We start from the raw sequence: 12,896 nt of genomic DNA, 5'->3' as shown, positions 1-12,896 counted from the left end.
GATCCTGACGTTTCCGTTTGAAAAAGTTACTTCCGCTTTTTTTGTCCCAGCTCAATGAGTTTTGCAATCAGTTCATTGAACGGATAGCCGGCTTCCTGAGCGGCCTGCGGGACAAGGCTTGTAGGGGTCATGCCGGGAAGAGTATTTACTTCCAGCAGGTAAGGCACCCCTTCAGAAATTATAAAATCAGCCCTGCTGTAATCGCTTAAGCCCAGTAGCTTGTGGACCTTGGCCGTAATCTGCTGAATCTCTTCAGTCAGCTCGGCGGAAATGGGAGCGGGGCATATCTCTTCCGCCCCGTCAAGGGCGTATTTACTGTGGTAATCAAAGAATTCGGCATTTTCCGGTGGGTTGATCATGATCAGCGGCAGCGGTTCTCCGTCGAGAATGCCGCAGGTGACTTCAACTCCGTCGATGAATTCTTCCACCAGTGCGCTGTCTCCTAGCTTGAAGACTGTTTCCAAGCCGTTCTCCAGCTCTTCACGGGTACGGGCAAAGGTCATGCCGAGGCTGGAGCCGCCTGTATTCGGTTTGATGAATACCGGGGGTTCGATATTACTGGATTCTTTGCAGCCCTTAGCCGCACAGTACAGATCCCAGCGTGGAGTGCGGACTGAGTGATGGTCAAATACGGTTTTGGTTGCCGCTTTGTTCAGAGTCAGGAAAGAGCTTTCAGGCTCAGCTCCCTGATAGGGGCAGTTGACTTGATTGAGCATGGCCTGGATAAGACCGTCTTCGCCCGGAGAACCGTGCAGGTTGATAAAGGCGAAATCAGCATGTTCTGCCAAAAGCAGGATATTTTTAAAATCTTTTGCGGGATCTACAAACTCTACGTCATGTCCGAGTTCCAGAAGCGCTTTTTCAATCCCTTTAGCTCCGCTCAGAGATACTTCCCGTTCGTCAGACCAGCCGCCCGCAATCAAGAGAACATGCATTGAGATCAACTCCGATTAGTTTGCCGAGCCGCTCTTCAAGAGTCAGGGCCTGCTCGAAAGTTTTGTGAATTCTTTGTTTGATTTTTTCAGTCCTGCCGTAGCGCACTTTCAAATCATTGAATCTTTTTTCAAGTGTGGTGAATGTGTCATGCATTACGCGCTTATCAGCGTAACTTATAACCAGCGGAAGGAAATATTTGTCAGCATCCGGTTCAAAGGGCCAGAAGACATGATGCAGAACGCCCATGGCTATAGCCGGGTTGCCGGTGAGCTGTATTGTCCATGCGGCGCCTATCTGGCTGTGGTTGCCGCTGTGGTGGATGCAGTAGCTTTTGGCAATATCGTGCAGCAGGGCGGAAGCCTGAATGGTGGGGATATCCAGTTTTATCCCCGATTCTACCGCAAGGGTAGCGGCCTGAACCGCAACTTTGGCAACAAGCATACTGTGGGCTTTGATGTTGTCCAGCATCTTATAGTCATCCCACCAGCTCATACATTGGCTGGCGGAAGGAACTGCCCACGCAGGATCGATTTCCACCGGCCGTGGGGGAGTCAAGGTAGACTCCATGGGAGGGTAGCCGGGGGTTCGTTTATCCGGGGTTTTTATCAAGTTGATTTTATTCATAGAAAGTTGCCGTGATCGGTTGTGGCCTGAATCTTCTTTTTGGTATCATTTTGAACGTGAAAAGGCAAAGGCTCGGAAATAATGTTTCCGGGCCTTTGCCTCAGACTGATAAAAAGAGATCTTCAGCGGTGTTACAACAATTTCTGTACCCGCATATATAGTCACAGTCTGCCAGCTTCTGTTATCTGCATGTAACTACATTCAATCTGCCAGAATATAAACTGAAAAACGGCTTTGTCCTGTGAAAAACGTTTTTGGTTCTGATCCGGCGACTAAGGAATATCTTTCTGCAACAGAGGGTCGGAAAGAAGTTCCATGACTCTGGCCATGTTGAAATCGTGTGCTCCATCAATGGCTCCCTCGTTTGCGCTGGCTTCCACGGTCTGCTCCAGAAGCTGGTCGGGATCTTCTGCGCGGGAGTTGAGGCCGGCTCTGATGTTGCCCGAAATAGAGTCTAATTTGTGCTCGCGGGTGACTTCGGAAGCCGGGGCGTGGCGGGTATGCTCTTTTTGCAGAGGTGCTTTTACTGATTCGTTGGCAAAGCTGATTTCCATTTTTGTTCCTCCTGATTTTATAAAAAGACGCAAGCAGGAACCGTTCCTATGGAAAAAATATCTTTTTTTGTAGTATGTTATGTGTTTGTGTAGGGATAAATATGCCGTGTGCTTTTGATTGTGGATGCAAAAGAAATGTAAAGATTTTCCGCTTTGCACTTAAGGGGAATTTTATTTTAGATGGTGGAATTTGTTGAAAGTAGTAGCTTTCAGCTCATTGTTTGGACATTTTTGTGTGAAATATGCAAACTCATATAATATTTCACTTGAATTTTTTTTGCCAAGGTTTTAATTGGCACATTGGGTGAGTGAGAAATTTTCTCCGAAATTGGATTTCGGGAAATTCACTATATCCTGTTGTTAAAGCGTCAGATACGCTTTTACGATTAATTTTTTTAGGAGGTTTTTACATGGCAATCGTTGAATTTGAGGGAAAAAGTTTTGACGTAGACGAAGACGGTTTCCTGCTTAAGTTCGAAGACTGGTGCCCCGAGTGGGTTGACTTCTGTAAAGAAGGCGAAGGCATCAAAGAACTGAATGAAGAGCACCAGAAAGTTATCGACTTCTTGCAGGACTACTACAAGAAGAACGGTATCGCACCCATGGTCCGCATCCTTTCCAAGGTTACCGGATTCAAACTTAAACACATTTATGAGCTGTTCCCCTCCGGTCCCGGTAAGGGAGCTTGTAAAATGGCTGGTCTGCCCAAGCCTACCGGCTGCGTATAGTTATAAGTTAATCAGTTTGTGAATTGTGAAGCAGTCACGGTGATTGTTTCACAGCGAGTCCAAAGTCAGAAAAACCCCGGGGATCGGCTCCGGGGTTTTTTTTGTTTAAATGATCGTAATTTTCAGAAAAGAGAAGGGCGAATCAGGAAGGTCAGCGCGGCAATTTCCCGATTTGGCTTTTAAAGGGTAGAAAGTCCGTGAACTTATACCATGGATTTTCCAATGTTTTGGTAGTTTCTACTTTCTCGCTTACATCGCCTTTTCGGTAAGTTTTCATATCAAGAGCTTTATCTGCCCGTTCCTCAAAGGCAGCAAAAAAATCTTTCTGCTTCTGAGTCAATTCGCCATAGTTTTGAGAAGTGAACAGTCGCTCGGCCTGCGCGAGATCAACTCTTCCGGCATATCCTATTGAGATTTTTTGTGCCGGGGATATAAGTTTGCAGCAAACTCGCACCGCCGTGTATACGGGCAGGGATGCCAGACCACTTTTACCGGATTCGGGCGGGATGAGGAACGTTCGGCAATAAAATCTCTCTCCCGCTATTTCGCGTGTATAGATGCCGGTGTTGGGAAGTTCTTCTCCCGGCACTTTCCGGGGCCGTAATTTCCAGTCTTGCCGCAGGTTGATAATTTCCACGAACGCGCCTTCATCACCTTTTCCGTCGGAGTAGAAATAGGTACGCACATTGGCTGTGCCTTCTGTCTCTTTGGATTCTCCCATGTATTCAAGGTTGTTGAAATTTATGGTTAGAGAAGGAGACTTGCTGGAATAAAAACCGTGTCTCCCCACGGTCTTGCGGGCAACGCAGCCGCAGAGGATGAGTGTGGTCAGTAAAGCTAATATGAGGTAAATTTTAATCATAGTATTCAGTCTGACATCCTCTTGGGATCAGCCGTTATTTATGTCGTTTAAAATGACTTCTGCAGTACGGATGGCAACGCCCGGAGCACCTATCATTCTACGCAGTTCGCCCAATTGTTCACGCACTTTTTGAGCTGATTCAGGGGATTTCACCCACTGGTGGATCTGCTTATAGAAATTATCGGCCGTGGCATTCTCCAGCAGGTATTCCGGGAGAATTAATTGATCCGGAATAATATTGGCAAGGCTGACGTATTTTATTTTGAGAATTTTCTTGGCCAGAAATCCGCTGAGGGCGGACATCTTGTATGCTACCAGCGTCGGTGTACCGATCAGGGCGCATTCAAGTGTAGCAGTACCGGAAGCGGCCATGATTACGTTGGAATTGCGCATCAGCCGATATCTGTTTTCCGGTTGATTGATGGTCACCGGAATGTGGCTGGGCCAAAAGCGTCGTAGTTTTTCCTCTTTTACACCCGGTGCGCGGGCAATGGAAAATTTCAGCTCGGGAAAGTCTTTGAGCAGCCGTTCTGCCGCGATGGCGAATTCCGGGAGCAGGGATGATATCTCTTTGCTGCGGCTTCCCGGAAGGATACCAACGAGATTGGGGTCCGGTTCAATGGCATCGAGCTCCTCAAGCGGCATAAGGTCCAGCAGCGGATGACCGACATACTGGGCGTCAACACCTCTCTCCTTGAAAAATTGCTGCTCAAAAGGCAGGATGCAGAGAATTTTTCGCACGTTTTTCTGCAGGAATTTTGCCCGGCCCTGCCGCCATGCCCATATTTGCGGTGTGATGTAATAATATACCGGAATGTCCAGCTTACGGGCGATTTTAACCAGTCGGAAGTTAAAGTCCGGGCAGTCGATCAATATGATCGCTTTGGGACGTTCCTTTTTCAGAATATCCTCTATCTGGCCGAAAAGTCTCAGTAACCGGGGAAGTTTAGGCAGTACTTCGGTCAGCCCGACCAGTGATATCAACTGCATGGGATAGCGGATGTCGCAGCCCGCCTTTTCCATGGCCGATCCACCCATGCCCATGATTTTCAGCCCGGGTGACTGTTTCATAAGTTCTTCAGCCAGCTTTGCTCCGTGCATATCACCGGAGGCCTCGCCCGCGTTAATCCAGATGGTGTTATTATTCATATTTTATCTCATAATCAGCATGAAGCTGAGTGAATTACGGATTTCATAAATTTTGTTCAACCTGATGTTTAAAAAACAGGATAGTACGTTTGCGGTCAGTAAAAAGCAATGTTGAGGGCATTTCTTATATTTGTACGATTCCGGCTAAAGCGCTATCTGTCACATGGAACTGCTTGCAATTATGAATTAAATAGTGTTAATTGAGGCTGAGGAAGTGAGGTGTTGATAATTTTTTCATTTTATTAAGGAGTATTAGATGGCTCAAAAGAACGTAAAAAATATGATGGGCGTTCTGTCTGCGGTTTTTGCCCATACAGGTCACCTTTCCAAAGATGAAGCTATGCAGATGGCTGGAATGGATGAGGCTGAATTCAAATCTGTTTACCAGAAAGCTGCAAATGTTGTTAAAAAGCTGGAAAGCTATGACAGCGCAGCAGAAAAATATGACAAATTCTCCGAGCATCTCTGGGAAGAACTTCAGGAATACGTCAAGAAGTTCGGTCCGTTCGGAGTATAATAGATATTATCCGTTTTGACGGTACAAAAGGGAGGATGCTTTTGGCATCCTCCCTTTTATTATATCAGGTACCAGTTCCAGAATGGTTCGGCGTAAAGAATTGTCAGCATTGATCCCAGCGCCAGAAACGGGCCGAAAGGGATCATTGATCCGTATTCCTGCTCTCTATCCAGCAGCATCATGATCAGACCGGCCAGAAGTCCGGTAAACGCAGAAACGGTAATGACCAGAGGCAGATTTTGCGGTCCGGCCAGTGCGCCGATCATGAACATAATTTTTACATCTCCCAGACCTAGTCCTTCCACGCCTTTAAGACCACGGTAGAGCAGCCGCAAAGACCAGAACAGGCCTCCGCCTATGCCTGCGCCCAGCAGTGCTTCTTCCCAGCCTACGGGGGTGAGTAGAGCCGCGCAGGGAATTGCCGCTATTGAACCGGGGATGGTGATTATGTCGGGCAGTATGAAGGTTTGCAGGTCGATGAATGAGGCGATAATCATGAGTCCGCCGAAAAACATATAGACCAGCCACTGTGTTGAAGGGCCGAAAGTGATCATCAGCAGTACTGCCCAGAAAACGGAAACCAGCTCGATGACCGCGTAAAGGACGCTTATTTTTCCTTTGCAGGATGAACATTTACCGCGCAGCAGCAGGTAGCTGAGTATCGGGATGTTTTCGTACCAACGGATGGTGTGTCCGCAATTAGGGCATGTTGAGCGGCGCGGGTTGGTCAGCGTTTGTCCGTTGATGTAACGGAATACGGCGCAAGCGTAAAAACTGCCTAGAGCTGCCCCGATCAGGGCCGAGACCGCGATCTGGAAAATATTAATTGAAATTATATGCATATTGACCTTGGATAACTTGAAGATTTAGGGTGTCCCTGCAAAACAATTGATCCATTCGTGGATACGACACATAAGATAATTGAACAAGCTTTCTACGGAGACATAAAATGGGCGGCAAATACAGATTTATACCGGAACTTACCGCGGATGAAGTGGCTGAAAAACAGCTGGAAGGGTTAAAATGGACTGTCGCGCATACTGCTGCCAACAGCCCTTTTTATCAGGAGCGGTATAAGGAACAGGGCGTTGAACCGGGAGATATTAAATCCCTTGATGATTTGCAAAAACTGCCGTTCACCACTGCCGATCATCTTAAAGAAGGTTATCCCTTACCTTTGCTCTCAGTGCCCGAAGAGGATGTTGTTCGTATCCACGGGTCCAGCGGAACAACCGGTAAACGTAAAATTCTTTCCTACACCCGTAATGATATTGAGACATGGAAAAATATGTTTGCCCGCTGTTATGAGCTGCCGGGTTTAACTACTCTTGACCGTGTTCAGGTCTGTGTGGGCTATGGCCTCTGGACTGCCGGGTCCGGTTTCCAGCTCGGTGCAGAACATTTCGGGGCTATGACTTTGCCGGTGGGGCCGGGAATGCTTGAGATTCAGCTTCAGATTCTGGAAGATCTCGGAACCACCTGCCTTTGCGCCACGGGTTCTATGGCTCTGCTGCTTGGCGAAGAAGCTCAGAAGGCCGGGATCACTGACCGTCTGAAACTTAAGCGTTGTATCTTTGGTGGCGAATCCGTTTCTCCCAAAATGCGTAAGCAGTTTGAGGAATCTCTCGGACTTGAAGGCAGCTACGATATTACCGGCATGACCGAACTCTACGGTCCCGGTGCTGGGATTGAATGCAACGCCCACGAAGGCATTCACTACTGGGGAGATGAGTACATTGCCGAGATTATCGATCCGGCGACTTTAAAGCCCGTGCCTGACGGCGAAGTGGGTGAGCTGGTAGTTACTTCCCTGCATAAAGAAGCCTCTCCGCTGATAAGATACCGCACCCGTGATATGACCCGGATCATTCCCGGTGAATGTTCCTGCGGATGCTCAATGCCCCGGCATGATTTTATCTCCGGTCGCAGTGATGATATGTTTATTTTCCGCGGAGTTAATATTTACCCCGGTCAGATTGCTTCTGTGCTGGAATCATTCCCGGAAGCCAGTTCTGAGTACCAGATTTATCTGGAAAGGCGCAACGGGCTGGATCATATGTCCGTGCGTGTGGAGCGCAAGCCCGGAGTTTCCGAAGGTAATGATGAAAATCTCGCCAATGCAATCCGCGATGAGATTAAGAAATTTATTCTCGTGCGTGCCAATGTGGAAATTCTCAAGCCGGGATTTCTCCCCAGAAGTTTTGCCAAGACCAAGCGCGTGTTCGATGAAAGATCTTAATAAATAATCGGGGGATGTCGCTAGGCATCCCCTCTTTTTGTACTAAAAAAGCCGCCCAGTGTGAACCGGGCGGCTTTAATAATTCTAAGCTATGAAGCAGCTTATCTGCGGCGTCTGTCGTCGCGGCGTCCGCCACCACGTCTGTCGTCACGTCTGTCATCACGACGACCACCGTCACGTCCGCCTCTGGGGCCGCTGGGACGTCCTGCGCCCATCTTGAATTTTTCAAGATCGACTTCCTGTCCGGCCTGCTCCATGAGCCATGCCTTACGGGAAAGACGGATACGTCCGTTGGGCTGTACTTCAACAACCTTAACGGTGATTTCCTGACCGAGCTGTACAACATCAGTAACTTCAGCGATGCGTTCAACGTCGATCTGAGAAATGTGCAGTAAGCCTTCAAGACCGGGCAGGATTTCAACAATCGCGCCGATTTCGAGGATCTTTTTAACAGTACCCACATAGTTTTTGCCCAATTCTGCGGTCTGGTCGTAGTACTGGACCATTTCCACAGTTTTCTTGAGGGACTCAAGTGTGGGAGCGAAGATGGAAACTTTACCGGAATCTTCAATGTCGATGTCGGCAGCGGTTTCAGCAGTAATCGCCTTGATATTTTTACCACCGGGTCCGATGAGGTCGCGGATCTTTTCAGGATTGATCTGCAGTACTTCCATCTGCGGTGCGTTCACGGAAAGTTCTGCTCTCGGTGCGGGCATTACCTTCTTCATATCATCAAGGATGACCTGACGGGCTTTTTTAGCCTGACCGAGCGCATTGCGCAGAACATCCGCGGGGATACCGCTGATTTTGATATCCATCTGGATAGCGGTCACGCCGTCTTCAGTACCGGCTACCTTGAAGTCCATGTCGCCCAGAGCGTCTTCGTCACCGAGGATGTCTGTGAGAACATAGTATTCGTCGCCTTCCTGGCAGAGACCCATGGCGATACCGGCAACAGGCGCGCTGATGGGTACACCTGCGTCCATGAGGGACAGGGTGGTGCCGCATACAGTAGCCATGGAGGAAGAACCGTTTGAGTCCATTACCTCGGAAACTACGCGCATGGTGAAGGGAAAATCTTCTGCTTTAGGCAGGACCGGAGTCAGAGCACGTTCTGCGAGAGTTCCGTGACCGATTTCACGGCGGGAAGGAGCACGCAGGAACTTGGCTTCACCCACGCAGTACGGGGGGAAGTTGTAATGGAGCATGAAACGTTTGGTGTCTTCACCGATAAGTGTTTCAAAGCGCTGCTCATCACGTGAAGAGCCCAGTGTGCAGACAGCGAGAGCTGATGTCTCACCGCGGCGGAACAGGGCGGAACCGTGAGTCATGGGCAGGTTGCTGACTTCCATGGAAAGATTACGAACAGTGGTCAGGTCACGACCATCGATGCGTACGCCTTGTTCAACAATGCGTTTGCGGACGATTTTCTTTTCAAGGTCGCCCATTACATCGCCGACAGCCTTGGTTCTTTCCGGCTCTTCGGGGAATTTTTCCTCGACCATAGCCTTGGCTTTAGCTTTGACTTCAGATTTGGCACCCTTACGGTCGAGCTTGCCGGGAATGGTCAGAGCTTTATCGAGTTCGTCTGAAAAGTTTTCGGTTACGAGAGTGATAACTTCTTCGTCTTTTACCGGTTCGGCAACTTCCATTTTGGGACGGCCTACTTTCTCACGCAGTGCGTCCTGCAGGTCGAACATGGGAGCCATCTGTTCGTGACCCCATTCCAGTGCTTCGGCAATGGTGTTTTCGGGCACGAACTGAGAGCTGCCTTCAACCATGATCACTGCGTCGCGGGTAGCTGCGAAGACGAGGTTAAGCTCGCTCTGTTCAGCAATACCTTTGTATGTGGGGTAGAGTACGAATTCATTGTTTACGAGTCCGACACGTGCTGCTGCAACAGGACCGTTGAAAGGCAGGTCTGAGATATGCAGAGCTGCGGATGCGCCGGTCATAGCCAGTACATCGGGGTTGGTATCGGTATCAGCGGAAAGAACGGTAGCGATTACCTGAACTTCATCGCGGTAACCTTTAGGGAACATGGGGCGGATAGGGCGGTCCATGAGACGGGAAACAAGAGTTTCGCGGTCGGAAGGACGGCCTACTTCGCGGCGGAAGTAACCACCGGGGATGCGTCCTGCGGCGTAAGTTCTTTCAAGATAGTTGCAGGTAAGGGGGAAAAAATCGCGGGGCCCGTCTGCGGGCATGCCTACGGCTGTAACGAGCACAACAGTGCCGCCGGATTGAATCCATACGGTTCCGTTGGTCTGGTTAGCCATGCGTCCGGTTTCCAGTGTGATGTCGAGGTTGCCGACTTGACCGGTTACGGAAGTGGGTTCAAAAGGTACTAACATTAAAATTCCTCATTAAATAAGTTGTAATGGGGGAACCCGGTGCTGTCCGAATTTTCCAGCCGGCTAAGGGAAGATTTCATTGCTGATATGAACCCTTTCCTCAGCCAACTAAAAATCCATAGCAGGAGAGCACGGATTCCGTTGTTCAATTAAATCTAACTAACATCAATATGATGTAAAGTCAGATGAAAATACATACATGTGTATTTTTATAAAAAAAAGGGGAGGGTAAACCCTCCCCTGAAACTGCTTATTTGCGCAGACCGAGTCTTGCGATAAGATCGCGGTAACGCTGAACGTCTTTAGCTTTCAGGTACTTAAGGATGTTCCTGCGCTGGCCGACCATTTTCAGCAGGCCGGTGCGGGAGTGGAAGTCCTTCTTGTGGCTTTTGAAGTGGTCAGTCAGGTACTGGATTCTTGCGGTAAGAAGAGCAACCTGTACTTCAGGGGAGCCGGTGTCACCAGGTTTGGTCTGGTATTCTTCAATTACTTTTGCCTTGTCTTCAGCAGTCATAACCATAGCGTTATCCTCCAATTCACGGGTTGAGCGTGAATGTTTAGTTTGTGCCGGAAGTTGAAATTCCCGCGGGGAATCAGCCCCACAGGCCGCGAAGAATTACCCAGAGAAGTTTACCGTCAACCTGCTTTGTCTCCATAAGAGCCAGAGCCGTACCGTCGGTATCAAGGAACATAGCCCTTTCACCTTCGATAATTTCCTGATCAACAGCTACATCCCCGACAGGTATTCTGGTACCGTTCTTAATGGCTTTGGACATGTCTTCCGAAACGGTAAACCTGTGCCAGTGAGGCAGGGCATCCGCAAGGGGGATAATCCGTGCCTCAAATCCATCTGGATCGGCGAGAACCTCATCGAGGTTGTGCGCTTCACTAAGCCGATAAGGCCGGCTTTCTTCACGCCTAAGTGATTCCATTACCGCGCCGCATCCGAGCCGCGACCCCAAGCTATGGACCAGGGAGCGAATGTAGGTGCCGGCAGAGCACCCAACCCGGAAACGGGCAATTGGCAGACTCACTTCCAGCGGTTCTGCGTCAAATATTTCAATGCTCTTGATTTTGACCGGGGTTTCTTCCCCTTTTCTGGCCAATTCATAGAGCGGTTTGCCTTTATGCTTTGCAGCCGAATAGGCAGGAACTTCCTGACTAGTCAAGTCATTCCAGTATAAAATTTCATTTTCCACCATTTTTTCCGTGATCCCGGAAATGTCAGCAGTGGATGTTTCTGTTCCCTGAATGTCGTAAGTATCTGTAGTTCTGCCGATACTTAAACTTCCGGTGTATACCTTATCATGTCCAAGCAGATAAGGCCCTAACTTTGTGGCCTGACCAAGCATGACCAGCAACACACCCTCTGCCAGAGGATCGAGTGTACCGGCATGGCCGATCTTGTACTGCTTCAATTCGCGCTTGATGGAGTTCAGGCAATCGGTTGATGTCGGCCCGGAAGGTTTATTCAGGACCAGAACGCCATGTTTTTGAAAAGGACTTTTTTTCGGTTTTCTACCCATTTATGCAATGCCTTTCAATTACTTCATTATTTTATCGCCAATGGCGGCGATCAGTCTTTCACGGACGGTATCCGGTGTATTTTCAATAAGCCCGCCACTAGCGTTCTTGTGTCCGCCGCCTCCGAAAAGCGAGGCTACGGCCTGAACATTATCCCGGGATTGTGAACGCAGGCTGAACTTGTAGCGCATGGGGCTGTCTTCGCGGATAAGGACGGCGACACGCACATCTTTTATGCGCAGAATGAAGCTGACCAAACCTTCGCAGTCTGTTCCTGTGGCGCCTGTTTCATCGAGCATTTCCTGCGGGATGAAGAGCATGGCGGTCTGCCCGTCGTGGTGCATCTTTACCTTGCCTAACGCGGTGGCCCAGAGGTTGATGCGTTTCATGGTCCACTGATTACGTATTTTAGGTACAAATTCACCCAGATCAAGACCGTAGCGCAGGATGTCTGCAATAATTTCAAGGGTCTCGGGCTTAGTGTTGTTGTAGGTGAAAAAACCGGTATCAGTGGCGATAGAAAGGTAAATAGACTCTCCGAGTTTGCCGGAAAGGGAAATGTTAAATTCGCGGGCGATAAGTGTAATCATTTCGCCCACAGCCGGGCGGTTTGTTTCTACCCAGTTTACGGCAGCAAAGCCGCTGTTTCCCATATGGTGGTCTATATTTATGGATTTCTCAGGGTCTATGGCGTTCATGAGCGTTTCGCCCATACGTGGCGCATCACCGCAATCAAGGATGATGTACCAGCCCTCGAATCCTTTAGGAATTTCGGTCAGGATAGGGGATGGAGTCTCGAACCAGTCCATAACTTCAGGCTTGCCGCTCTGATTATACAGGCGGTAGCGTTTGCCAAGTTTTTCGAGAATGTATCCCATGGCGGCGGTGGAGCCCAAGGCATCCCCGTCCGGATTAAAGTGCGCTGCAACGAGAAAGTCGTCTTCCTCTTTAAGAATCCGACATATCTCTTTCAGTTGAGCTTCCATAAACCATCTCCTCAAGGAAGTTGTCGTGCACGAACCTGAGCTCGGGAATCTGACGGACACGGATGCGTTTGCTCAGCTTGGTGCGGATGAAGCCTTTGGCTTTATCCAGCGCTTTTACCGCAGCAGCAATTTTGTCCTGATCCCCGGCCATGGTGAACATCACCTCGGCAATTTTATTATCTTTGTTCATACGTACACCGCTGATGGAAACCATCTCAAGGCGTGGATCGGCAATCTCTTCAATCAGCATTGTCGCGATCTCGCGCATAATCTGGTCGCCCATTTTAACGGAACGGCGTGATGTAGAAGTCTTCATATCTTTGTATCCTTAATGCCTTCGGTAAGCTTCCTGCAGGCAAAATCTTTCATCAAAAAGCGCGAAGCGCATCATAAAATGTCTTTCAAAAAAGTAGTCCTGACCTT

Annotated in this window: 14 protein-coding genes; 3 read left to right on the top strand and 11 right to left on the bottom strand. The window is 49.0% G+C overall.

Going from position 1 to position 12,896, the window contains the following annotated elements; translation table 11 throughout:
- Nucleotides 1–26 precede the first annotated feature (26 nt).
- From ACKU35_RS18685 to ACKU35_RS18675, 3 genes are all read right to left on the bottom strand, one after another.
- Nucleotides 27–935 carry a D-alanine--D-alanine ligase gene (locus tag ACKU35_RS18685; RefSeq protein WP_319761725.1) on the bottom strand — a complete coding sequence of 303 codons (909 nt, stop codon included), beginning with the start codon at nucleotides 933–935 and terminating at the stop codon, nucleotides 27–29.
- Nucleotides 901–1,560 carry a phosphohydrolase gene (locus tag ACKU35_RS18680; RefSeq protein ID WP_319761724.1) on the bottom strand — a complete coding sequence of 220 codons (660 nt, stop codon included), beginning with the start codon at nucleotides 1,558–1,560 and terminating at the stop codon, nucleotides 901–903. The genes ACKU35_RS18685 and ACKU35_RS18680 overlap by 35 nt, the downstream gene beginning before the upstream one ends.
- 272 nt (nucleotides 1,561–1,832) lie before the next feature.
- On the bottom strand, nucleotides 1,833–2,114 hold the full coding sequence (locus ACKU35_RS18675) for a hypothetical protein (protein WP_319761722.1): 282 nt from the start codon (nucleotides 2,112–2,114) through the stop codon (nucleotides 1,833–1,835).
- 410 nt (nucleotides 2,115–2,524) lie between these two features.
- Between ACKU35_RS18675 and ACKU35_RS18670 the strand changes: the two genes are divergently transcribed.
- Nucleotides 2,525–2,842: a TusE/DsrC/DsvC family sulfur relay protein gene (locus tag ACKU35_RS18670; RefSeq protein WP_319761720.1), complete on the top strand. Its 318-nt coding sequence runs from the start codon at nucleotides 2,525–2,527 to the stop codon at nucleotides 2,840–2,842.
- Nucleotides 2,843–2,993: 151 nt separating this feature from the next.
- Here ACKU35_RS18670 and ACKU35_RS18665 read toward each other — a convergent pair whose 3' ends face one another.
- Nucleotides 2,994–3,704: a hypothetical protein gene (locus ACKU35_RS18665; RefSeq protein ID WP_319761718.1), complete on the bottom strand. Its 711-nt coding sequence runs from the start codon at nucleotides 3,702–3,704 to the stop codon at nucleotides 2,994–2,996.
- Between the two features lie 27 nt (nucleotides 3,705–3,731).
- Nucleotides 3,732–4,853 carry a lipid-A-disaccharide synthase gene (gene lpxB / locus ACKU35_RS18660; protein ID WP_319761716.1) on the bottom strand — a complete coding sequence of 374 codons (1,122 nt, stop codon included), beginning with the start codon at nucleotides 4,851–4,853 and terminating at the stop codon, nucleotides 3,732–3,734.
- A gap of 256 nt (nucleotides 4,854–5,109) precedes the next feature.
- Here lpxB and ACKU35_RS18655 point away from each other — a divergent pair, with 256 nt between their 5' ends.
- Nucleotides 5,110–5,370 carry a hypothetical protein gene (locus tag ACKU35_RS18655; RefSeq protein ID WP_319761714.1) on the top strand — a complete coding sequence of 87 codons (261 nt, stop codon included), beginning with the start codon at nucleotides 5,110–5,112 and terminating at the stop codon, nucleotides 5,368–5,370.
- A 59-nt stretch (nucleotides 5,371–5,429) separates the two neighbouring features.
- Here ACKU35_RS18655 and ACKU35_RS18650 read toward each other — a convergent pair whose 3' ends face one another.
- Nucleotides 5,430–6,212, bottom strand: coding sequence for a prepilin peptidase (locus tag ACKU35_RS18650; protein ID WP_319761712.1), 783 nt, complete (start codon nucleotides 6,210–6,212; stop codon nucleotides 5,430–5,432).
- 107 nt (nucleotides 6,213–6,319) lie between these two features.
- On the opposite strand from ACKU35_RS18650, the gene ACKU35_RS18645 reads away from it, so the two are divergent.
- On the top strand, nucleotides 6,320–7,609 hold the full coding sequence (locus ACKU35_RS18645) for a phenylacetate--CoA ligase (protein WP_319761710.1): 1,290 nt from the start codon (nucleotides 6,320–6,322) through the stop codon (nucleotides 7,607–7,609).
- Nucleotides 7,610–7,710: 101 nt separating this feature from the next.
- Here ACKU35_RS18645 and pnp read toward each other — a convergent pair whose 3' ends face one another.
- From pnp to rbfA, 5 genes are all read right to left on the bottom strand, one after another.
- Entirely contained in the window at nucleotides 7,711–9,963 is a 2,253-nt protein-coding gene (gene pnp / locus ACKU35_RS18640) for a polyribonucleotide nucleotidyltransferase (RefSeq protein ID WP_319761708.1), read from the bottom strand.
- 250 nt (nucleotides 9,964–10,213) lie between these two features.
- Complete coding sequence (gene rpsO / locus ACKU35_RS18635; protein ID WP_319761706.1) at nucleotides 10,214–10,483, bottom strand: 30S ribosomal protein S15; 270 nt, start codon at nucleotides 10,481–10,483, stop codon at nucleotides 10,214–10,216.
- Between the two features lie 73 nt (nucleotides 10,484–10,556).
- Entirely contained in the window at nucleotides 10,557–11,489 is a 933-nt protein-coding gene (gene truB, locus ACKU35_RS18630) for a tRNA pseudouridine(55) synthase TruB (RefSeq protein WP_319761705.1), read from the bottom strand.
- A gap of 18 nt (nucleotides 11,490–11,507) precedes the next feature.
- Complete coding sequence (locus tag ACKU35_RS18625) at nucleotides 11,508–12,473, bottom strand: bifunctional oligoribonuclease/PAP phosphatase NrnA (protein WP_319761703.1); 966 nt, start codon at nucleotides 12,471–12,473, stop codon at nucleotides 11,508–11,510.
- Entirely contained in the window at nucleotides 12,436–12,789 is a 354-nt protein-coding gene (rbfA, locus tag ACKU35_RS18620) for a 30S ribosome-binding factor RbfA (RefSeq protein WP_319761701.1), read from the bottom strand. The genes ACKU35_RS18625 and rbfA overlap by 38 nt, the downstream gene beginning before the upstream one ends.
- Nucleotides 12,790–12,896 lie beyond the last annotated feature (107 nt).

The sequence above is a fragment of the Maridesulfovibrio sp. genome (assembly GCF_963676065.1).
In the GTDB taxonomy this organism is placed as follows: Bacteria; Desulfobacterota; Desulfovibrionia; order Desulfovibrionales; family Desulfovibrionaceae; genus Maridesulfovibrio.
Note: the sequence above shows the minus strand (reverse complement) of the source record. Positions and strands in the feature narration are given on the sequence as shown.